Source organism: Salmonella sp. SAL04213, assembly GCF_046550535.1.
Lineage (GTDB): Bacteria > Pseudomonadota > Gammaproteobacteria > Enterobacterales > Enterobacteriaceae > Salmonella > Salmonella enterica.
Genome location: NZ_JBGDXS010000001.1, coordinates 84,025 through 104,536 on the forward strand (window position 1 = coordinate 84,025; position 20,512 = coordinate 104,536).

Annotated in this window: 20 protein-coding genes; 10 read left to right on the top strand and 10 right to left on the bottom strand. The window is 51.4% G+C overall.

The genetic code is table 11. The features are described 5' to 3' along the window. Nucleotides 1-4 precede the first annotated feature (4 nt). Entirely contained in the window at nt 5-1,048 is a 1,044-nt protein-coding gene (selD, locus tag ACLJPQ_RS00420) for a selenide, water dikinase SelD (protein WP_001294900.1), read from the bottom strand. A 117-nt stretch (nt 1,049-1,165) separates the two neighbouring features. Beyond that, nucleotides 1,166-1,717, bottom strand: a complete 552-nt coding sequence (locus tag ACLJPQ_RS00425; RefSeq protein WP_080184909.1) for an NAD(P)H nitroreductase — start codon at nt 1,715-1,717, stop codon at nt 1,166-1,168. A 173-nt stretch (nt 1,718-1,890) separates the two neighbouring features. On the opposite strand from ACLJPQ_RS00425, the gene sppA reads away from it, so the two are divergent. The 3 genes from sppA (at nt 1,891) to pncA (ending at nt 5,542) form a co-directional block, all read left to right on the top strand. After that, entirely contained in the window at nt 1,891-3,747 is a 1,857-nt protein-coding gene (gene sppA, locus ACLJPQ_RS00430; protein ID WP_080184908.1) for a signal peptide peptidase SppA, read from the top strand. Between the two features lie 95 nt (nt 3,748-3,842). Next, nucleotides 3,843-4,859 (top strand): asparaginase, encoded by a 1,017-nt coding sequence (ansA, locus tag ACLJPQ_RS00435; RefSeq protein ID WP_001170134.1) that lies wholly within the window; start codon nt 3,843-3,845, stop codon nt 4,857-4,859. Between the two features lie 26 nt (nt 4,860-4,885). Further along, a complete protein-coding gene (gene pncA, locus ACLJPQ_RS00440; protein WP_000184701.1) occupies nt 4,886-5,542 on the top strand; it encodes a bifunctional nicotinamidase/pyrazinamidase in 657 nt (218 codons plus the stop codon). A gap of 350 nt (nt 5,543-5,892) precedes the next feature. Here the strand turns inward: pncA and ACLJPQ_RS00445 are convergent, their stop codons facing one another. Together ACLJPQ_RS00445 and msrB are read right to left on the bottom strand one after the other, a co-directional pair. After that, nucleotides 5,893-6,171: a YeaC family protein gene (locus tag ACLJPQ_RS00445; RefSeq protein WP_001046864.1), complete on the bottom strand. Its 279-nt coding sequence runs from the start codon at nt 6,169-6,171 to the stop codon at nt 5,893-5,895. Between the two features lie 41 nt (nt 6,172-6,212). Continuing rightward, a complete protein-coding gene (gene msrB, locus ACLJPQ_RS00450) occupies nt 6,213-6,626 on the bottom strand; it encodes a peptide-methionine (R)-S-oxide reductase MsrB (protein ID WP_001519539.1) in 414 nt (137 codons plus the stop codon). 341 nt (nt 6,627-6,967) lie between these two features. Between msrB and gapA the strand changes: the two genes are divergently transcribed. Beyond that, the gene (gene gapA, locus ACLJPQ_RS00455) at nt 6,968-7,963 is read left to right on the top strand and encodes a glyceraldehyde-3-phosphate dehydrogenase (protein ID WP_000153505.1); all 996 of its coding nucleotides are present in this window, start codon (nt 6,968-6,970) and stop codon (nt 7,961-7,963) included. 334 nt (nt 7,964-8,297) lie between these two features. After that, nucleotides 8,298-9,182: a D-hexose-6-phosphate mutarotase gene (locus ACLJPQ_RS00460; protein ID WP_000608660.1), complete on the top strand. Its 885-nt coding sequence runs from the start codon at nt 8,298-8,300 to the stop codon at nt 9,180-9,182. Nucleotides 9,183-9,280: 98 nt separating this feature from the next. On the opposite strand, the gene ACLJPQ_RS00465 is transcribed toward ACLJPQ_RS00460, so the two are convergent. The 3 genes from ACLJPQ_RS00465 to ACLJPQ_RS00475 all read right to left on the bottom strand — a co-directional run bounded on the left by ACLJPQ_RS00465 (nt 9,281) and on the right by ACLJPQ_RS00475 (nt 12,467). Beyond that, complete coding sequence (locus ACLJPQ_RS00465; protein ID WP_080184907.1) at nt 9,281-10,138, bottom strand: aldo/keto reductase; 858 nt, start codon at nt 10,136-10,138, stop codon at nt 9,281-9,283. A gap of 96 nt (nt 10,139-10,234) precedes the next feature. Then, nucleotides 10,235-11,431 (bottom strand): anaerobic sulfatase maturase, encoded by a 1,197-nt coding sequence (locus ACLJPQ_RS00470; protein ID WP_080184906.1) that lies wholly within the window; start codon nt 11,429-11,431, stop codon nt 10,235-10,237. A 289-nt stretch (nt 11,432-11,720) separates the two neighbouring features. After that, the gene (locus tag ACLJPQ_RS00475; RefSeq protein WP_000163762.1) at nt 11,721-12,467 is read right to left on the bottom strand and encodes a MipA/OmpV family protein; all 747 of its coding nucleotides are present in this window, start codon (nt 12,465-12,467) and stop codon (nt 11,721-11,723) included. Nucleotides 12,468-12,892: 425 nt separating this feature from the next. Here ACLJPQ_RS00475 and yeaG point away from each other — a divergent pair, with 425 nt between their 5' ends. Then, complete coding sequence (gene yeaG / locus ACLJPQ_RS00480) at nt 12,893-14,827, top strand: protein kinase YeaG (protein WP_001518010.1); 1,935 nt, start codon at nt 12,893-12,895, stop codon at nt 14,825-14,827. Between the two features lie 122 nt (nt 14,828-14,949). Continuing rightward, nucleotides 14,950-16,233 carry a YeaH/YhbH family protein gene (locus ACLJPQ_RS00485; RefSeq protein WP_000219721.1) on the top strand — a complete coding sequence of 428 codons (1,284 nt, stop codon included), beginning with the start codon at nt 14,950-14,952 and terminating at the stop codon, nt 16,231-16,233. A gap of 144 nt (nt 16,234-16,377) precedes the next feature. Here ACLJPQ_RS00485 and ACLJPQ_RS00490 read toward each other — a convergent pair whose 3' ends face one another. Further along, nucleotides 16,378-16,578 (bottom strand): hypothetical protein, encoded by a 201-nt coding sequence (locus ACLJPQ_RS00490; protein ID WP_016705258.1) that lies wholly within the window; start codon nt 16,576-16,578, stop codon nt 16,378-16,380. Between the two features lie 294 nt (nt 16,579-16,872). On the opposite strand from ACLJPQ_RS00490, the gene dgcJ reads away from it, so the two are divergent. Beyond that, nucleotides 16,873-18,366 carry a diguanylate cyclase DgcJ gene (gene dgcJ / locus ACLJPQ_RS00495; RefSeq protein ID WP_001048654.1) on the top strand — a complete coding sequence of 498 codons (1,494 nt, stop codon included), beginning with the start codon at nt 16,873-16,875 and terminating at the stop codon, nt 18,364-18,366. A 49-nt stretch (nt 18,367-18,415) separates the two neighbouring features. Then, nucleotides 18,416-18,934: a YbaK/prolyl-tRNA synthetase associated domain-containing protein gene (locus ACLJPQ_RS00500; RefSeq protein WP_010989016.1), complete on the top strand. Its 519-nt coding sequence runs from the start codon at nt 18,416-18,418 to the stop codon at nt 18,932-18,934. On the opposite strand, the gene yoaI is transcribed toward ACLJPQ_RS00500, so the two are convergent. Then, nucleotides 18,931-19,038 (bottom strand): small membrane protein YoaI, encoded by a 108-nt coding sequence (gene yoaI, locus ACLJPQ_RS00505; protein ID WP_000272239.1) that lies wholly within the window; start codon nt 19,036-19,038, stop codon nt 18,931-18,933. The two genes, ACLJPQ_RS00500 and yoaI, sit on opposite strands and share 4 nt — an antisense overlap. A gap of 205 nt (nt 19,039-19,243) precedes the next feature. Between yoaI and ACLJPQ_RS00510 the strand changes: the two genes are divergently transcribed. Beyond that, nucleotides 19,244-19,690 (top strand): DUF441 domain-containing protein, encoded by a 447-nt coding sequence (locus tag ACLJPQ_RS00510; RefSeq protein ID WP_000460698.1) that lies wholly within the window; start codon nt 19,244-19,246, stop codon nt 19,688-19,690. Here the strand turns inward: ACLJPQ_RS00510 and ACLJPQ_RS00515 are convergent. After that, the gene (locus tag ACLJPQ_RS00515; RefSeq protein ID WP_000579793.1) at nt 19,670-20,464 is read right to left on the bottom strand and encodes an AraC family transcriptional regulator; all 795 of its coding nucleotides are present in this window, start codon (nt 20,462-20,464) and stop codon (nt 19,670-19,672) included. The genes ACLJPQ_RS00510 and ACLJPQ_RS00515 overlap by 21 nt on opposite strands. Between the last annotated feature and the right edge of the window lie 48 nt (nt 20,465-20,512).

Consider the following 20,512-nt stretch of genomic DNA (forward strand, 5'->3'; position numbering starts at 1 on the left):
CAGGTTAACGAATCTCAACCATAGCGCGACCGCCGCGGGCCTCGACCAGTTCGCCAATCGCGGTCAGATCGATACCAAATTCCGCCGCGGTGGCTTTAACATCGTCTTCGGCGTCCGGCGTTACCGCCAACAACAGACCGCCTGACGTTTGCGGATCGCACAGCAGGCTACGAACTTCACGCGACATGTCGCCCATCAAATGACCATAGCTGGCGAAGTTGCGCTCTGTGCCGCCCGGTACGGCGCCCAGGGCAATATACTCTTCCACGCCCGGCAGTTTAGGGATGTCCTGATAGCAAAGCAGCGCCTGCACGCCTGCGCCCTGGCACATCTCGCTCAGGTGCCCCAGCAGGCCAAAACCGGTAACGTCAGTCATAGCTTTTACGCCATCGATATTGGCAAACGCCGCGCCAGCAACGTTCATCCGACACATGACTTCCGTCGCCAGCCCCTGATGTTCAGGCTTAAGCAGCGATTTTTTCTCGGCGGTGGTCAACACGCCAATCCCCAACGGTTTGGTCAGAAAGAGTTTGCATCCCGCCTGCGCGGTACTGTTTTTCTTCACCCGTTCGGTCGGCACTACGCCTGTGACCGCGAGACCAAAGATCGGCTCCGGGGCGTCAATAGAGTGTCCGCCCGCCAGCGCGATACCGGCCTGACGGCAGGCAAAGCGCCCCCCCTCGGTCACTTCACGCGCAATATCGGGCGACAGGGTATTAATCGGCCAGCCAAGGATCGCGATCGCCATAATCGGTTTGCCGCCCATCGCAAAAATATCGCTGATGGCGTTTGTTGCCGCAATGCGGCCAAAATCGAACGGGTTGTCGACTATCGGCATAAAGAAGTCGGTGGTGCTGATGATACTGGTGCCATTACCCAGATCGTAAACCGCCGCATCATCGCGGGTTTCATTACCCACCAGCAGATTCGGGTCGACGAACTTCGCCTGCTCGCTATGCAGGATAGTCTCCAGCACTTTAGGGGAAATTTTACAACCACAACCAGCGCCGTGGCTGTATTGCGTTAAACGAATGGCTTGCTCGCTCATGGACATCTCCTGTCATTGCATTCGCGCTATGGTAGCGCTCATTCCCTGATGTGGTAAGTATCACTGTCTGAATTACCGCGCCTTTGCTCAGAATCCAGACAGTTTTATCCCTCAGCGTCAGAAATAACGCACAAACGGCGTGGGGTCGAGGGTACCGATCGTCGTTGACGCTTTGAGCTGCGGCGTGCCGAGATAGAGAAAACCAACAATTTTATCCTGCGGGCGGCACTCAAAGGCTTCCCGCAGGATAGCGCTCTCCGTTAATGCGCCGCTACGCCAGATACCATTAAACCCTTGCGCAATCGCCGCCATTTGCATCGCCATCACCGCGCATCCGGCAGACATCTCCTGTTCCCACACCGGAACCTTATGGTTTTCTTCGCATTTCGCCACCACGGTAATGATCAGCGGTGCGCGAAACGGCGCATTACGCGCTTTTTCGATCGCTTTCTCATCGCCCCCGGCAGCGACAGCGCCTTGTTCAAGCACGGCGCTGAAGCGGTCGCGCCCCTCTCCTTCAATCACAAAAAAACGCCACGGCTGTAGAGATTTATGATCGGGAACACGCATTCCCGCCCGCAGAATGTTCTGTAATTGCTCTCCGACAGGCGCCGGTTCTGCGAGACGAGAGGCGCTACGACGGTTGACCAGCAGTTCTAGTGCATCCATTTGATTAACTCCAGCAATGATATTTATTCACAAAATTAACACGGGAGCGGATTTTGTTACAGCGCAGGCAGTGATTCCTGCTGACAACTGCCTGATGGGTCATTACGATAGCCACATCTTAATGCTTTATCCTCACCAAGGTATAAGCGTTGTTACTCAGATAGGGAGAATACATGCGAACCCTGTGGCGATTTATTGCCGGATTTTTTAAATGGACGTGGCGAGTGTTGAACTTCGTCCGTGAAATGGTACTCAACCTGTTCTTTATTTTTTTGGTTCTGGTGGGCGTTGGGATCTGGATGCAGATCGGTAACGGCAGCAACAGTGAGCAAACCGCGCGCGGCGCTCTGCTGCTGGATATTTCCGGCGTCATTGTGGATAAACCGTCTACCAATCACCGTCTGGGCGCGCTGGGTCGCCAGTTATTTGGCGCCAGCTCCGACCGTCTGCAGGAAAACTCCCTGTTTGACATCGTCAACGCTATTCGTCAGGCGAAAGATGACCGTAACATCACTGGTATCGTTCTGGATCTGAAAAACTTCACCGGCGCCGATCAGCCGTCAATGCGCTATATCGGTAAAGCGCTGCGCGAATTCCGCGACAGCGGCAAACCGGTTTTTGCCGTGGGTGAAAACTACAGCCAGGGTCAGTATTACCTCGCCAGTTTCGCCAATAAAATTTGGCTTTCCCCACAGGGTCAGGTAGACCTTCACGGCTTCGCTACGAATGGCCTGTACTACAAAACGCTGCTGGATAAACTGAAAGTCTCTACCCACGTTTTCCGGGTCGGCACCTATAAATCCGCCGTCGAGCCGTTTATCCGCGACGATATGTCGCCCGCCGCCCGCGAGGCCGACAGCCGCTGGATAGGCGAACTGTGGCAGAACTACCTGCATACCGTTTCCGCCAATCGCCAGATTTCGCCGCAACAACTCTTCCCCGGCGCGCAGGCTATTATCGACGGGTTAACCAGCGTGGGCGGCGACACCGCCAAATATGCGCTCGACCATAAACTGGTGGACGCCCTCGCCTCCAGCGCAGATGTTGAAAAAGCGCTGACGAAGCAGTTTGGCTGGAGCAAAACCGAAAATAACTATCGCGCGATCAGCTATTACGATTATTCGCTGAAAACGCCTGCGGATACCGGCGGTACTATTGCGGTTATTTTCGCCAATGGCGCGATTATGGATGGCGAAGAAACGCCAGGGAATGTCGGCGGCGACACTACGGCATCGCAGATCCGCGACGCACGCCTTGATCCTAAAGTGAAAGCGATTGTGCTGCGCGTCAATAGCCCAGGCGGTAGCGTCAACGCCTCCGAAGTTATCCGCGCCGAGCTGGCGGCAGCAAGAGCGGCTGGCAAACCGGTGGTGGTCTCAATGGGCGGTATGGCGGCCTCCGGCGGTTACTGGATCTCTACGCCGGCAAACTATATCGTGGCCAGCCCCAGCACGCTGACGGGTTCAATTGGCATCTTCGGCGTCATCAATACGGTAGAAAACAGCCTGTCGTCGATTGGCGTACACAGCGACGGCGTTTCCACCTCGCCGCTGGCGGATATTTCGATGACCAAAGCACTGTCACCGGAAGTGCAGCAGATGATGCAACTCAGTATTGAGTACGGCTACAAACGCTTTATCACACTGGTGGCAGACGCGCGTAAGCGTACGCCGGAGCAGATTGATAAAATCGCACAAGGCCATGTCTGGACCGGAGAAGACGCGAAAGCCAATGGTCTGGTGGACAGTCTCGGCGACTTTGACGACGCCGTCGCCAAAGCGGCGGAGCTGGCGAAACTGAAACAGTGGCATCTTGATTACTATCAGGACGAACCGACGGTCCTTGATATGGTCATGGACAGTATGACCGGATCAATACGCGCCATGCTGCCGGAGGCCATTCAGGCGATGCTCCCGGCGCCGCTCGTTTCCGCCGCCAACACGGTGAAGGCCGAGGGGGATAAACTGGCGGCATTTAACGATCCGCAAAACCGTTATGCGTTCTGTTTGACTTGCGCGAACGTTCGCTAATGCTTCATCAATAGCCATACCGGATGGCGGCGTCTGCTCATAGCCGCCATCCGATAATCATTAATACGTCCTTCGCGACACGACTGAACATTATCATGCAAAAGAAATCAATTTACGTTGCCTATACCGGCGGCACTATCGGTATGCAGCGCTCAGATAAAGGGTATATCCCGGTGTCCGGGCACCTTCAGCGTCAGCTGGCGCTGATGCCGGAATTCCACCGCCCGGAGATGCCGGATTTTACCATCCATGAATATGCCCCGCTGATGGATTCATCAGATATGACGCCGGAAGACTGGCAGCATATCGCTGCAGATATCAAAGCGCACTACGATGAGTATGACGGTTTTGTTATTCTGCACGGCACCGACACGATGGCGTTTACCGCATCGGCGCTCTCTTTCATGCTGGAAAATCTGGGCAAACCGGTCATTGTGACAGGGTCACAAATTCCGCTGGCTGAGCTGCGCTCCGACGGGCAAATTAATTTGCTGAATGCGCTTTATGTCGCCGCCAACTACCCTATTAATGAAGTAACGCTGTTTTTTAATAATCGTCTGTTCCGCGGCAATCGCACGACCAAAGCCCATGCGGATGGTTTTGACGCTTTTGCCTCTCCTAATCTGCCGCCCTTGCTGGAAGCAGGAATTCACATTCGCCGTTTAAATACGCCTCCCGCGCCCTACGGTTCTGGTGAATTAATCGTTCACCCTATTACGCCGCAGCCGATAGGCGTAGTGACGATTTATCCGGGGATTTCCGCCGAGGTAGTACGTAACTTTCTGCGTCAGCCGGTAAAAGCGCTGATTCTGCGCTCTTATGGCGTAGGCAACGCGCCGCAAAATAAAGCGTTTTTACAGGAGCTGAAAGAGGCCAGTTCGCGCGGCATCGTGGTGGTTAACCTGACGCAATGCATGTCAGGGCGAGTCAATATGGGCGGGTACGCTACCGGTAATGCGCTGGCGCACGCTGGCGTGATTGGCGGTGCCGATATGACCGTCGAAGCTACCTTAACCAAACTGCATTATTTGTTAAGCCAGGGTCTGGACACTCAGGCGATTCGTAGCGCGATGGCGCAAAACTTGCGTGGTGAATTGACGCCGGATGATTAAAAAATCCCGACGACAAGGAGAAGATAATGACAAACCGGGCCTTATTACTGGTCGACTTGCAAAATGACTTTTGCGCCGGCGGCGCGCTGGCTGTAGCGGAAGGCGACAGTACCATCGACATCGCCAACGCTCTTATTGACTGGTGCCAGCCCCGGCAGATTCCGGTGCTGGCCAGCCAGGACTGGCATCCCGCGCAGCATGGCAGCTTCGCCAGCCAGCATCAGGCGGAACCCTATAGTCAGGGAGAGCTGGACGGGCTGCCGCAAACGCTCTGGCCGGATCACTGCGTTCAACATACCGACGGCGCGGCGTTACATCCCCTGCTTAACCAACATGCGATTGACGCCTGCATCTATAAGGGTGAGAACCCGCTGATTGATAGCTACAGCGCGTTTTTTGACAACGAACATCGGCAGAAAACTACCCTTGATACCTGGCTTCGCGAGCATGACGTTACCGAGCTTATCGTGATGGGGTTGGCGACCGATTACTGCGTAAAATTTACGGTGCTGGATGCGCTAGAGTTGGGCTATGCCGTTAACGTTATCACCGATGGCTGTCGCGGCGTGAATATTCACCCGCAGGATAGCGCACACGCGTTTATGGAGATGGCGGCGGCAGGCGCGACGCTGTATACGCTGGCAGACTGGGAAGAGACGCAGGGCCAGGCTGTCGCCAGGTAGCGGAGCAGGTATCGTATCCGGTCAATACATCACGCAACGATGAGACCATTGCATAGATCTTTGGGCCGGATACGTCACGTCAGCGTCGCTACCAGGCAAAGCTCAACGCAGGCTGGAGAGCGCTTCTAACGAAACAGATTAAAAAGCGCGGGCTGGCCGGCGCAATGTTCTGGGAATAGGCCGCCAATGACAATAATCAGTTAGCGAAACAGTTGGCGGACTCGCTGGACATTAAGCGTAATGGGTAAAAATATGGCGGGCCTGTGCCTGACAGCAATGTGCAGGCCCGGTAAGCACAACGCATCGGCAATGAAACCGCCGGATGGCGACTACCTCTTATCCGGCTGCCGTTACTGCATTTTCAATGTCGCAATCGGCTTTGACGTAATACCGAAATCCGCTTTGAGCTGCTGCTTGCTTTTCATCACCATCTGACCGTGAGTATCGATCGTCATATGTTGCGCTTCGGTATTGTGCCGCGCCTGCCATAGCATCACCAGTTGCAGGCTGTTTTCTTTCTGTTCCGGCGTCAACGCCACGCCATCCGGCCATTTACCCAGCTCAACGGCGGTGGATAAACGTTGATACACTTCCGGCGTCATGCTGTTAATGATCTCATCAAGATTCATGATGTGTCCGCTCCTGTGGAATAATTTGCTGAATCGTTTTTTCAGCCTTTCAGTTGATCGCCGTTTTTCTCGTCAGAAAAGGCCAGCGAGGCCGAGTTAACGCAATAGCGCTCACCGGTTGGCTGCGGCCCGTCCGGGAAAACGTGTCCGAGATGCGCATCGCAGTTACCGCAACGAATTTCGACACGCTGCATGCCATGAGAAAAATCGTCTATGTAACGAATCGCCTCTTCGCTGACAGGCTGGTAAAAGCTAGGCCAGCCGCAGCCTGAATCGTATTTGGTGTGGGAGTGAAAAAGCGGCGTATCACAGACCAGGCAGTGATAAACCCCATCGCGTTTATTATGTAGCAGGCGTCCGGTAAATGGCGGTTCTGTGCCACGATCCTGCGTCACATAGAATTGCATTTCGGACAATTTTTTCTTGAGTTCTTCTGCTGAAGGTTGGTTAGCCATTTGCTCACATCTCACTTTAAACGTGCTCACATTGCCTGACCGATTCTAACAAAACATTAACACCTCAGTACCAACTTTTGTTCTAAACTTGATCATTGCGAAATGGCGGCTCACGAATCGTGACTGATGTCACATTATTATCTCGGTTGCCCTTTAAAATTCGGGGCGGCGCCCCCATGTGGTTTCAAGCCGAAAGGAAGAGTGAGGCGAATCAGCCGCGCAAAGGTTGTGCAGAGGATTGATTTGTCGCAATGATTGACACGATTCCGCTTGACGCTGCGTAAGGTTTTTGTAATTTTACAGGCAACCTTTTATTCACTAACAAATAGCTGGTGGAATATATGACTATCAAAGTAGGTATCAACGGTTTTGGCCGTATCGGTCGCATTGTTTTCCGTGCTGCTCAGAAACGTTCTGACATCGAGATCGTTGCAATCAACGACCTGTTAGACGCAGAGTACATGGCATACATGCTGAAATATGACTCCACTCACGGCCGTTTCGACGGTACTGTTGAAGTGAAAGACGGTCATCTGATCGTTAACGGTAAAAAAATCCGTGTTACCGCTGAACGCGATCCGGCTAACCTGAAATGGGACGAAGTTGGTGTTGACGTAGTGGCTGAAGCTACCGGTATCTTCCTGACTGACGAAACCGCGCGTAAACACATCACCGCTGGCGCGAAAAAAGTGGTTCTGACGGGTCCGTCTAAAGACAACACCCCAATGTTTGTTAAAGGCGCTAACTTTGACAAATACGAAGGCCAGGACATCGTTTCCAACGCTTCCTGCACCACCAACTGCCTGGCGCCGCTGGCTAAAGTTATCAACGACAACTTCGGCATCATCGAAGGTCTGATGACCACTGTTCACGCGACTACCGCAACCCAGAAAACCGTTGACGGCCCGTCTCACAAAGACTGGCGCGGCGGCCGCGGCGCATCTCAGAACATCATCCCGTCCTCTACTGGCGCTGCTAAAGCGGTAGGTAAAGTACTGCCGGAACTGAATGGCAAACTGACTGGTATGGCGTTCCGCGTTCCGACTCCGAACGTATCCGTTGTTGACCTGACCGTTCGTCTGGAAAAAGCGGCTACCTACGAGCAGATCAAAGCTGCTGTTAAAGCTGCTGCCGAAGGCGAAATGAAAGGCGTTCTGGGTTACACCGAAGACGACGTTGTATCTACCGATTTCAACGGCGAAGTATGCACTTCCGTGTTCGATGCTAAAGCAGGCATCGCGCTGAACGACAACTTCGTGAAACTGGTCTCCTGGTACGATAACGAAACCGGTTACTCCAACAAAGTACTGGACCTGATTGCTCACATCTCCAAATAAGTTGAGATGACACAGTCATTGGTAAGAGCGACTCAGGTCGCTCTTTTTTTTGCTTAAAGATATACCCGTCATACTTCAAGTTGCAGGTGTGTTGGCTATGCTTTCTCACCCGAATCACTGACGGAAGTCGAACTTATCGGGATGAATCAGGGATGTCCATGTCCCTGGCCGGAGATGACCTACGGTTGTTCAAATTCGTTCCCGATGAATTTGTCGTTCACTTGCCGCGTTACTCGGCCTGCGGCCTCGCCTCTACGGGCCAGCGCAAGCACTGGTCAAGGCACAAGCGCCTTGTCATGCAACTCGAATTATTTAGGGTTAAGAGGATTGCGTAATGATTAATAAAATTTTTGCCCTCCCGGTTATCGAACAGCTTACCCCTGTCCTTTCCCGTCGTCAGCTTGATGACCTGGATCTGATCGTCGTTGACCATCCGCAGGTTAAAGCCTCTTTTGCATTACAGGGCGCGCACCTTCTCTCCTGGAAACCCGTTGGCGAGGAAGAGGTATTGTGGCTCAGTAATAATACGCCTTTCAAAACCGGCGTGGCGCTACGCGGCGGTGTACCGATCTGCTGGCCCTGGTTTGGACCTGCGGCTCAACAGGGTCTGCCGTCACACGGCTTTGCGCGTAATCTTCCGTGGGCGCTAAAAGCGCATAATGAAGATGATAATGGCGTAATGCTGACATTTGAGCTGCAAAGCAGTGAGGCCACCCGGAAATACTGGCCGCACGATTTCACGCTGCTGGCTCGTTTTAAAGTGGGCAAAACCTGTGAAATTGAACTGGAAGCGCATGGCGAGTTTGCAACCACATCCGCGCTCCACAGCTATTTTAACGTTGGCGACATCGCCAACGTTAAGGTCAGCGGACTCGGCGATCGGTTTATTGATAAAGTTAACGACGCTAAAGAAGGTGTCCTGGCCGGCGGTATACAAACCTTTCCGGACCGTACCGATCGCGTTTACCTCAATCCTGAAGCATGTAGCGTGATCCACGATGCGACATTAAACCGCACGATTGATGTGGTCCACCACCATCACCTTAACGTCGTAGGCTGGAACCCTGGCCCGGCGTTGTCCGTCAGCATGGGCGACATGCCGGATGACGGCTATAAAACGTTTGTCTGCGTTGAAACGGTTTACGCTACTGCGCCGCAACAAGCCACAGAAGAAAAACCCTCTCGTCTGGCGCAGACTATCTGCGTCGCTAAACGCTAAAAGTGAATGGATAACGGCGTTGCTATAGGATCTGAAAGGCGTCAGCCGCCATCAGGCATGACCTGCCGGATGGCGGCGCTTACACATTTTATCCGGCGTCACACCATATCCAACGCGGTTTTCCCTTTTGGCGCAGGCCAGGCGTTGTCCAGTAAGGCAAGTTCGTTTGCTGACAAGGCGATCTCAAGCGCCGCCGCATTTTGCTTCACGTGTTCTGTACTTCCGGCTTTCGGGATCGCCATCACGCCCGGATGCGCAATCACCCACGTCAGTAAGATTTGCGCCGCCGTTGCGTTATGCGCTTGCGCAATTTCATTCACCACCGGATGATTCAGTAAACCGCTACGTAACCGGCCAGCCTGCGCCAGCGGGCTATAGGCCATCACTGGCATTCGCTGTTGTTGACACCACGGCAATAAATCATACTCAATACCGCGTGACGCCAGATGATAGAGCACCTGATTTGTCGCGCATTGCTGTCCCCCAGGGATGCGCCACAGCGCCTGCATATCGTCATAATCAAGATTAGAGACTCCCCAACGGCGAATTTTCCCCTGCGCGATTAGCCGCTCCATACCTTCTACGGTCTCTTCGAATGAAAAGCTTCCGGCCCAGTGCAATAGATAGAGATCGAGATAATCTGTTTTCAGACGACGCAGGCTTTCTTCACAGGCGGCAACTATCTTCTGACCGCCAGCTTTCCACGGGTACACTTTTGACACCAGAAATGCCTCATCGCGTCGCCCTGCTAACGCCTCGCCCACGACCTTTTCCGCCCCGCCGTCGGCATACATTTCCGCTGTATCAATAAGGCGTAACCCCAAATCCAGCCCCGCGCGCAACGCCGAAACCTCGCGCTGACGTTGATCCGCGCGCTCGCCCATATACCATGTTCCCTGTCCGATGGCAGGAAGCGTCACCTGCCCGCAAAACGTTACGTTTTTCACTGATTTCATTTCCTTTTCAATGTCACTCGACGGTAAAACAATACAGGACTCTTAGACCCTACGGTAATGTCCGGCATCATACCGCGCAAGGGGGCGATTTTCTTGTCACAGACGAACGTCATCCGCAATCATGTCGACGATGCGGGTAATATGCGCGGCGGGTCGCTGATTCAGTAATAATTGCCGCATCACATTCATATAGGGCGTCACATGTTGAAAGAACTCCAGATATCCTTTACAGAGATAATTTTGCCGTTCGCCGCCGTCCATGCAAATTCGATGTTTCGGACAACCGCCGTGACAGGCAAAGCGCCACGTACAGTTCTGGCAGCGTGAGGAAAGGTTTGCTTTAGCCGCGCCAAACTGCTGCTGAAAAGGAGAGGCCGCCATTTCTTCTAAAGAGTGTTGCTGCAGATTGCCCAGTTTATAGGCGGGAAAAACAAAATGGTCGCAGCTAAACACGTCGCCATTCTGCTCCACCAGCAAACTTTGCCCGCAGGTCGACTGCATCGTACAAAGCGTGGCGGGCTCCCCCATCCAGACGCCAAGTAAGTTGTCAAAAAGCTGTACGAATATGCGTCCGACATCGTGACGTATCCATTGATCAAAAACATCGCACATAAAGGCGCCCCACCCTTCAGGCGTGACGGAAAAGGGCATCAGCGAAGGCGAATCCTCATTGTCAGATAACGTCAAAGAACGCTGCGCTTTTTGCGCGAGCGGCTCAACAATGGGAATAAATTGCAGGTGTTTACTTTCCAGTTCCTGCGTCAAAAAATGATAAATAGCGTTGCCATGACGGCATGACGCATCATTCACGACAGTGAGCGTGTTGAACTCGACATCATTTGCCTGCAGAAGGCGGATAGCATTAACGACTCGGGAAAAAGACGCCCGCCCTGACGGCGTTTTCCGGTAATTATCATGAACGGCTTGCGGCCCATCAATCGATATACCAATCAGGAACTGGTGCTGCGCAAAGAAAGCCGCCCACTCTTCATTGATTAATACGCCATTGGTTTGCAGACTGTTGTAGATAGTTTTGCCGTTGGCATAGCGTTGCTGCAAGCGCACCACTTTTTGGTAAAAAGAAAGACCGCATAGCGTCGGCTCTCCCCCCTGCCAACAAAACGAGACCTCTGATGATGGCGTATCATCAATTACCCGGCGGATATACATCTCCAGCACATCGTCAGACATGACGCGCTGGCCCCGGGGTTTATCAAGATAGAAACAGTACTTGCAGGATAAGTTACACAGACTGCCGCTGGGCTTGGCTACGGTATTGAATACTATGCTCATTCGTCTTACTCGCTGTGAAGAATGGGTATAGCATAAGCGGGACGTGACAGGGCGATATCAGCCAGCATTGCAACAATTATTACGCTAATTGTTAGCGCAGTTGTAATCACCTGGATTTTTCATATAAAAGGCTAGTTTTTTAAATTGATGTAACAAAGTATAAATCACATAAGGCTGCGCCATACCCGGTCAACAGCGCATTTATGCAAGCCGTCATGTTCGCGTTTCAGACAGCACAAAGCCCGCATAACGCAGGCTTTGTCGTGGTTTTTCCGGCAAATTCAATCAATCAGAATCTATAGGTCACGCCAGTAGAAAGGATACCGGTCCAGGATTTATCCACCATCGGGCTGTCGGTAATTTCATCCGACAGACGGGTGTAGCGCGCAGTACCATATACGCTCCAGTTACCGGCGAAATTATAGTTAGCGCTCAGTTCAAGATACGGGTTCCAGCTATCGTTCGGGTTATAGCCGCGCAGGCCGCTACGCGAAGATTCTTTACGTGATACGCCGTAATAGTAATCGTTCTGGTTCTCGCTATTCCATTCAACCCCGATACCAGGCGTTAAGGTCAGCCCGCCATTGGTATACCGATACAGCCAGGCCAGATCCCAGACAATACCGTTACTGTTATCCAACGTATCCCCTGCCAGTGAGGTACGCAGGAATCCATACTGGGTGTGGTGCGCGTAAGAAACGCCCGCCATCATAGTACTTTTACGCCTGTCCAGACGACGCAACTGATGGTCATCGCTGTCGCCCGGTTTGAAGTACATCGGGGACCAGTATGCCATGATTGACAACTTATCGGCATTGTCATTCCACAAGTAGTACCCGCCGCCCAGACCACGGAACCAGAAGTTTTCGCTTTCATAAGCGATGACCGGTATCGGATAAACGTCGCTATCGTAATCTTTATAAGGGTGTTCAACCACACCAACGCCTGCGCCCAACGTCAGGTTGCTTTCAGCGTGCGCGACGCTGGCGGATGTTGCAATAAACACGCCAAGAGCCAGAAGTTTAAGTTTGGTCACAATCCATAATTCCTTATTCAAATGTTCTGCGGCAAAAGTGTAACCGCCAATACCTGTAAGCCCAACTATTTTACACAATGTAACCGTTTAATATCACCATCACCGATTATTTTCAGATGATCGGCTGATGATCGTTATGTGACCGGGAACGCTTTTTCTGATATCCACCAGCCTTTTCTACCTGATGAGTTATTGATATGTCATCGAAATCCACTGACGCGTACAGGCAAGTTTTGCAAATGCCATCTACGCTTAATGTTAAGAAGGTGTATCACCGGACACGTTGATCTTCTGACCAATAAAATGGCATGAGAGTTGCTTTTTTTCCTTAGCAGAGACGGCGTTCAGTCTACCTCTTCCGGGAGCCTCTACTATTCATATGAACGGCTCTTAACATGTGCGAAAAAACGAAAGGATGGCATATCATGAATATATTCGATCACTATCGCCAGCGTTACGAAGCTGCCAAGGACGAAGAGTTCACACTGCAGGATTTTCTTACCATTTGTCGGCAAGATCGCAGTGCTTATGCCAACGCGGCAGAGCGGCTATTAATGGCTATCGGCGAGCCTAATATGGTCGACACTGCCCAGGAACCCCGACTTTCCCGACTCTTCTCCAACCGGGTTATTGCTCGCTATCCTGCGTTTGAAGAGTTTTACGGCATGGAAGACGCGATTGAACAGATTGTCTCTTATCTGAAACATGCGGCGCAAGGGCTGGAAGAGAAGAAGCAAATTCTCTATTTGCTGGGACCTGTGGGGGGTGGCAAATCATCGCTCGCTGAACGGCTGAAATCGCTAATGCAGCGCGTGCCAATTTATGTTTTAAGCGCCAACGGCGAGCGTAGTCCGGTCAACGATCATCCATTATGCCTGTTTAATCCGCAGGAAGACGCGCAGATTCTGGAAAAAGAGTACGGTATTCCGCGCCGCTATCTAGGTACGATTATGTCCCCGTGGGCGGCCAAACGCCTGCATGAGTTTGGCGGCGATATTACTAAATTCCGCGTGGTGAAAGTCTGGCCCTCCATTCTGGAGCAGATTGCCATCGCCAAAACGGAACCCGGCGATGAAAACAACCAGGATATTTCGGCGCTGGTCGGCAAGGTGGATATTCGTAAACTCGAACATCACGCCCAGAACGATCCGGATGCGTATGGTTACTCTGGCGCGCTATGCCGCGCTAACCAGGGGATCATGGAGTTCGTCGAGATGTTTAAAGCGCCTATTAAGGTGCTGCACCCCTTGCTGACCGCAACTCAGGAAGGTAACTACAATGGTACGGAAGGTATTTCTGCCCTGCCCTTTAATGGCATCATACTTGCCCACTCAAACGAATCTGAATGGGTGACTTTCCGTAACAATAAAAATAACGAAGCGTTCCTCGACCGTGTCTATATTGTGAAGGTGCCTTATTGCCTGCGAATCTCCGAAGAGATCAAAATCTACGAGAAACTACTTAATCATAGCGAGCTGGCTCATGCGCCCTGCGCGCCGGGCACATTGGAAACGCTTTCGCGCTTCTCGATTCTCTCCCGCCTGAAAGAGCCGGAAAATTCCAGTATTTACTCGAAAATGCGCGTTTATGACGGTGAAAGCCTGAAAGATACCGACCCTAAAGCCAAATCGTACCAGGAGTATCGCGACTATGCGGGCGTGGATGAAGGGATGAACGGTCTCTCCACCCGATTCGCCTTTAAGATCCTCTCCCGAGTATTCAACTTCGACCATGCGGAAGTAGCGGCAAACCCGGTACATCTGTTCTACGTTCTGGAACAACAAATCGAGCGTGAACAGTTCCCGCAGGAGCAGGCTGAGCGTTATCTGGAGTTCCTGAAAGGCTACCTGATCCCGAAATACGCCGAATTTATCGGCAAGGAGATCCAGACGGCCTATCTCGAATCTTACTCTGAGTACGGGCAGAACATTTTTGATCGTTACGTGACTTATGCGGATTTCTGGATTCAGGATCAGGAGTATCGCGACCCGGATACCGGTCAACTGTTCGATCGCGAGTCGCTGAACGCCGAACTGGAAAAAATTGAAAAACCAGCGGGTATCAGTAACCCGAAAGATTTCCGTAATGAGATAGTAAACTTTGTCCTGCGCGCCAGAGCCAACAATAGCGGCCGTAATCCAAACTGGACCAGTTACGAGAAGCTGCGCACGGTGATTGAGAAAAAAATGTTCTCTAATACTGAAGAGCTGTTGCCGGTCATTTCTTTTAACGCCAAAACGTCGACTGACGAGCAGAAAAAGCATGACGACTTTGTCGATCGGATGATGGAGAAAGGGTATACCCGTAAGCAGGTTCGTTTGCTGTGCGAGTGGTACCTGCGCGTGCGTAAATCGTCGTGATGTTAATGCCCGGTGGCGCTTGCGCTTACCGGGCCTACAAAGTAATGTTCTGTAGACTGGCTAAGCGTTAGCGCTATTCGGCACTGACAGAACAGGCGCTCAGTTGGCAGTACGGGGGGCATATGACCTGGTTCATAGACCGACGTCTTAACGGCAAAAATAAAAGCACGGTGAATCGCCAGCGCTTTTTGCGTCGTTATAAAGCACAAATTAAGCAGTCGATTTCCGAAGCGATTAATAAACGCTCAGTGACCGATGTCGACAGCGGAGAGTCCGTCTCTATTCCAACCGATGATATTAGCGAACCGATGTTTCATCAGGGGCGCGGCGGTCTGCGCCATCGCGTCCATCCGGGTAACGATCACTTTATCCAGAATGATCGCATTGAGCGTCCGCAAGGCGGTGGCGGCGGTTCCGGCAGCGGTCAAGGTCAGGCCAGCCAGGACGGCGAAGGCCAGGATGAGTTTGTTTTTCAGATTTCAAAAGATGAGTATCTGGATCTGCTCTTTGAAGATTTAGCGCTGCCTAATCTGAAGAAAAACCAGCATCGCCAGCTTAACGAGTATAAAACTCACCGCGCCGGTTTCACCTCAAACGGCGTACCGGCCAATATCAGCGTGGTACGTTCGCTACAAAACTCTCTGGCGCGCCGTACAGCAATGACGGCAGGAAAACGCCGCGAACTGCACGCGCTGGAAACGGAACTGGAGACCATCAGCCACAGCGAACCAGCGCAACTGCTTGAAGAGGAGCGGTTACGTCGGGAGATTGCCGAACTACGGGCTAAAATCGAGCGAGTGCCGTTTATCGACACCTTTGATTTACGCTATAAAAATTATGAAAAACGGCCTGAGCCCTCCAGCCAGGCGGTGATGTTCTGTCTGATGGACGTCTCGGGTTCGATGGACCAGGCAACCAAAGATATGGCCAAGCGTTTTTACATTCTGCTCTATCTGTTTTTGAGCCGAACGTATAAGAACGTAGAGGTGGTTTATATCCGCCACCATACCCAGGCGAAGGAAGTGGATGAACATGAGTTCTTTTATTCGCAAGAGACCGGCGGGACGATTGTCTCCAGCGCGCTTAAACTCATGGACGAAGTGGTTAAAGAGCGCTACGACCCCGGTCAGTGGAACATCTATGCGGCGCAAGCGTCAGACGGTGATAACTGGGCCGACGATTCACCGCTGTGTCATGAGATTCTGGCGAAAAAGCTGCTGCCGGTAGTGCGCTATTACAGCTATATCGAGATTACCCGCCGCGCCCACCAGACCTTATGGCGCGAGTATGAACATCTGCAGGCGACGTTCGATAACTTCGCCATGCAGCATATTCGCGATCAGGAGGATATTTATCCGGTATTCCGCGAATTGTTTCAGAAACAGAGCGCCAATCAAAGCGCATAAATAAATCCGCCCGTTCATATGTCGGGCGGGTTTTAATAAGCCTGGTGTTCGGTTTTTATGACTGAAGCAATTACCCACGAATAGTCTGAATGAAGGTATTCCAGCATATCGGGTAATTTAACCCATTAATAGAATTCCATCATGTTAATAACACCAAGGCCAAGACCAAGGCCCCAAATGTCCTGGTTGCCCCACTCCAGGAGGAACAATGTGACAGGCAGGGACTTTATCAAAAACATGATCCAAAACATGTGAAAAAGGATCATCCGCCATCGCCGACGACGTAAAACCTGCTGCCAGTAATGCAAAAAATAAAATCACAGCCATCTCTTTAAATCGTTTCATAGAGCCTCAGAACGGAAGTAAATTATTATCCTTACCACTTCACACTCCTTTCATCATCATAATAAAGGTTATTTTCTTTTTGTCACAAATAGATCAGTATTGTTGGTTAAAAATTTAGTTTTTATCACAATAGTCACACCTGAAAATATAAACAAAGCGTATTAATTGGTTTATTAAACCGAGAATGATTTTTATTCCATAACATCAACACGTTTTATTTTTAAACAGTCTATTAGAGGAATTCTCATCGCTATGGTAAACTAACGCATCCGACTTTCAGGGCTGTAGTTCATCATGAATTTGCATCATAAAGCGCTCAGGCACTTTATCTCGGCAAGCGTCATCGTTTTGACATCGTCCTTCCTGATTTACGAACTTATTGCCAGCGACAGGGCAATGAATGCCTATATGCGTTATATCATGGAGAGAGCCGATTCGTCGTTTTTGTACGATAAGTACCAGAATCAGAGCATCGCCGCACATTTGATGCGAACTTTTGAAGCGCCGGGAGACCCCGTCACTGCAGAAAAACGCCGCGCGTTTTGCGACGCCTTTGAGGCTATTAACGGTACGCACGGCGTCAACCTGACCCGGCATAATTATCCGGCGCTACATGGCACCCTGCAAACCGCCGCTACACAGTGTACCGATAATCTTGATGACGCCCTTTTACTGCCTGCGTTTGATCAGGCGGTAAGCATCAACCGTTCGCAGGACGACCACAGCCACGGGCTGGGCACACTGGAGCTTAAATTCCGTTATTACGTTGATTTAAATAAACATTATGTCTATTTCTATGATTTAATCAACTCACGGCGCTTCGCCATGCATCGTTGGACTTTTTTACAAAAAGGCACAATGGGTATTAACAGAAAAGATATAGATAAACTTTTTACCGGCCGTACGGTTATTTCAAGTATTTACATGGATGATATTACCCAGGAAAACGTCATGAGCTTTTTAACGCCAGTCTATCTGGCGGGAACGTTAAAAGGTATCGTGATGGTGGATGTTAACCAGGATAATTTAAAAAATATTTTTTATACCCAGGACCGTCCGCTGGTTTGGCGTTATCTTAACGTAACACTAAAGGATATGGACTCCGGAAAAGAAATTATTATTAATCAAAGCAAAAATAATCTGTTTCAATATGTGAATTATAGCCATGATATCCCTGGTGGGCTGCGCGTTTCGTTGTCCCTTGATTTTACCTATTTCCTTGTCTCGTCCTGGAAGGCGCTGGCCTTTTACTTACTGGCAACGGCGCTCCTGCTTAATATGGTACGGATGCACTTTCGGCTTTATCGCAACGTCACACGCGAAAATATTAGCGATGCCATGACCGGGCTTTACAACCGTAAAATATTAACACCGGAGCTGGAACAGCGACTGCAACGCCTGGTCAATGCCGGGACGCCGGTGACATTTGTCGCTATTGATTGCGATAGGTTAAAACTGATCAACGATACCCAGGGGCACCAGGAAGGCGACCGAATTATTACCCTGTTGGCGAAAGCGATTAAAACATCGATTCGTAAAAGCGATTACGCCATTCGCCTCGGCGGCGATGAGTTCTGTATTATTCTTGTTGATTACGCGGCGGATTTGGCTATCCATCTGCCGGAGCGTATTATTCGTAACCTGCAAATTATCGCACCGGATAAGACAGTCCATTTTTCTGCCGGGATTTATAATATGCAGCCCAATGATACGATTAATGATGCCTACCAGGCTTCCGATGCGCAGCTCTATCTGAACAAACAACAAAAACAACATCGTTCATCATAGTGCTTCGCAGTAAATGTTCATATTGCACCAGGAGTGAGAAATGGCCGAAATGACTGAAGTCGCGAAGGGTGTCGCTACACACCAACGTTTAGTGGCTTTATTAACCCAGGAGAACGCGCGCTATCGTGTGGTGAACCATGAAGCTGTAGGGAAATGCGAAGCGGTATCTGAAATACGCGGTACTGCGCTGGGCCAGGGCGCAAAAGCGCTGGTCTGTAAAGTCAAAGGCAACGGCGTCAACCAGCACGTTCTTGCTATTCTGGCGGCCGATCAGCAAGCCGACCTCTCTCAGCTTGCTTCACATCTGGGCGGCTTACGCGCTTCCCTTGCCAGCCCGGCGGAAGTCGATATGCTGACCGGCTGCGTTTTTGGCGCGATCCCGCCTTTCAGTTTTCACCCCAATCTGAAACTGGTCGCCGATCCGCTCCTGTTTGAGCGTTTCGATGAAATTGCCTTTAATGCCGGCCTGCTGGAAAAATCAGTCATTATGAATACACAGGACTATCTGCGCATCGCCCGGCCAGAACTGGCAGTCTTCCGCCGCTTTCAGTCATCGCCAACGGCTTAGTCCCCTTCACCTTCAAGGAGCAATACAGACACAACGATAATGATAAAAATGGCGAAAAACGACGCCGTAATCATCAGCGCTTCAAGAAACGGTGGATCGTACATAATTGTATCCTCAGGAAGACAACAATGACGGTTCACCGGTTAGCAATACGCGGCGTTGATGACAATTTAATGATAACGTCGTTTTTCACGTAGAGATTGTCTTTCAGGCAGTTGCCTGAAATCCGCATCAATCGTTAAAAAGGCCTGTGCGCTTTGCCGTTTGGGCGTAAAGTAGTCAGGCTTACTTTTTGGCAAGGAAACCATAATGTTTGATGTCACTCTGCTGATCCTGCTCGGACTGGCAGCTCTGGGATTTATCAGCCACAACACCACTGTCGCCGTCTCAATTCTGGTGCTGATTATTGTCCGCGTAACCCCGTTGAATACCTTTTTTCCCTGGATTGAAAAACAGGGGCTCACCGTCGGGATTATCATTCTGACCATCGGCGTAATGGCTCCCATCGCCAGCGGAACCCTACCGCCCTCCACATTGATCCACTCTTTTGTGAACTGGAAATCGCTGGTCGCGATTGCCGTCGGCGTTTTCGTCTCCTGGCTGGGCGGTCGCGGCATTACGCTGATGGGAAACCAACCGCAGCTCGTCGCCGGGCTGCTGGTCGGTACGGTACTTGGCGTCGCGTTGTTTCGCGGCGTGCCGGTCGGCCCACTGATTGCGGCAGGGCTGGTCTCCTTAATTGTGGGGAAGCAGTAACTCGCCCGTCAGATACTGGCCTGGCGTCTGCCCCAGGCCTTTTTTAAACATGGTAATGAATGCCGTGGTGGAATCATAACCCAGCATTTGCGCCGTCTGCTGTACATTACGTCCCGCGATCAGCGCTTGTAGCGCCAGAATTAATTGCAACTGATGACGCCAGCGACGAAAGCTTAGCCCCGTCTCTTTGACGACCAGCCGGGCAAGGTTACGCTCGCTCATCGCGAATACGCTGGCCCACTGCCCTAACGTATTCCATCGCGCGGGCTCCTGCGCCATTGTCTCAACCATTTGGCGGATTTTCGGATGCCCCGATACCGGTAATTGCAATTGTTCCTGCGGCTGCTGCGGCAGTTCATCAAACAACACCTGAATAAGGCGCTGCGTCGGCATTTGCGCTCTTTCGGGATCGGTTCTGCGCGCCAGCGACAAAATCAACTCCCGGCATAACGGCGAAATTTTCAGCGTGCAGCAACGCTCCGGCATGACGACCGCTGCAGGTTCAATAAATAAAAAGCACAGCTCCGCCCCTGCGGTCACATGGTTACTGTGCGGCAGCGAGCCGGGGAGCCAGACGGCATACTGGGGCGGAACCATCCACATCGCATTTTCCACCTCGCAGGTAATCGCGCCGTGCAGAGCGAGAATCAACTGTCCCTTGCGATGCTGATGGCGAGGGCTAAACAGTTCATCATCCCTGGCGCGAATACAAAAGGCCACAGCGGCATCGTGGTGAAGGTCGGGATCGTAACCGTCCAGTCTCAGGCCAATCATTATATTGTCCGATTTTAGCGATAAATTGTCATTTTAGCTTGATTCATC

What these genes read in the sequence shown, in the direction of transcription:
- ACLJPQ_RS00510 (WP_000460698.1), top strand. Translation starts at nt 19,244, where the DNA reads ATGTTTGATGTCACTCTGCTGATCCTGCTCGGACTGGCAGCTCTGGGA.
- yeaG (WP_001518010.1), top strand. Translation starts at nt 12,893, where the DNA reads ATGAATATATTCGATCACTATCGCCAGCGTTACGAAGCTGCCAAGGAC.
- gapA (WP_000153505.1), top strand. Translation starts at nt 6,968, where the DNA reads ATGACTATCAAAGTAGGTATCAACGGTTTTGGCCGTATCGGTCGCATT.
- ACLJPQ_RS00500 (WP_010989016.1), top strand. Translation starts at nt 18,416, where the DNA reads ATGACTGAAGTCGCGAAGGGTGTCGCTACACACCAACGTTTAGTGGCT.
- ACLJPQ_RS00485 (WP_000219721.1), top strand. Translation starts at nt 14,950, where the DNA reads ATGACCTGGTTCATAGACCGACGTCTTAACGGCAAAAATAAAAGCACG.
- ACLJPQ_RS00465 (WP_080184907.1), bottom strand. Translation starts at nt 10,138, where the DNA reads ATGAAATCAGTGAAAAACGTAACGTTTTGCGGGCAGGTGACGCTTCCT.
- yoaI (WP_000272239.1), bottom strand. Translation starts at nt 19,038, where the DNA reads ATGTACGATCCACCGTTTCTTGAAGCGCTGATGATTACGGCGTCGTTT.
- ACLJPQ_RS00470 (WP_080184906.1), bottom strand. Translation starts at nt 11,431, where the DNA reads ATGAGCATAGTATTCAATACCGTAGCCAAGCCCAGCGGCAGTCTGTGT.
- ACLJPQ_RS00515 (WP_000579793.1), bottom strand. Translation starts at nt 20,464, where the DNA reads ATGATTGGCCTGAGACTGGACGGTTACGATCCCGACCTTCACCACGAT.
- sppA (WP_080184908.1), top strand. Translation starts at nt 1,891, where the DNA reads ATGCGAACCCTGTGGCGATTTATTGCCGGATTTTTTAAATGGACGTGG.
- ACLJPQ_RS00460 (WP_000608660.1), top strand. Translation starts at nt 8,298, where the DNA reads ATGATTAATAAAATTTTTGCCCTCCCGGTTATCGAACAGCTTACCCCT.
- selD (WP_001294900.1), bottom strand. Translation starts at nt 1,048, where the DNA reads ATGAGCGAGCAAGCCATTCGTTTAACGCAATACAGCCACGGCGCTGGT.
- dgcJ (WP_001048654.1), top strand. Translation starts at nt 16,873, where the DNA reads ATGAATTTGCATCATAAAGCGCTCAGGCACTTTATCTCGGCAAGCGTC.
- pncA (WP_000184701.1), top strand. Translation starts at nt 4,886, where the DNA reads ATGACAAACCGGGCCTTATTACTGGTCGACTTGCAAAATGACTTTTGC.
- msrB (WP_001519539.1), bottom strand. Translation starts at nt 6,626, where the DNA reads ATGGCTAACCAACCTTCAGCAGAAGAACTCAAGAAAAAATTGTCCGAA.
- ACLJPQ_RS00425 (WP_080184909.1), bottom strand. Translation starts at nt 1,717, where the DNA reads ATGGATGCACTAGAACTGCTGGTCAACCGTCGTAGCGCCTCTCGTCTC.
- ACLJPQ_RS00445 (WP_001046864.1), bottom strand. Translation starts at nt 6,171, where the DNA reads ATGAATCTTGATGAGATCATTAACAGCATGACGCCGGAAGTGTATCAA.
- ACLJPQ_RS00490 (WP_016705258.1), bottom strand. Translation starts at nt 16,578, where the DNA reads ATGAAACGATTTAAAGAGATGGCTGTGATTTTATTTTTTGCATTACTG.
- ansA (WP_001170134.1), top strand. Translation starts at nt 3,843, where the DNA reads ATGCAAAAGAAATCAATTTACGTTGCCTATACCGGCGGCACTATCGGT.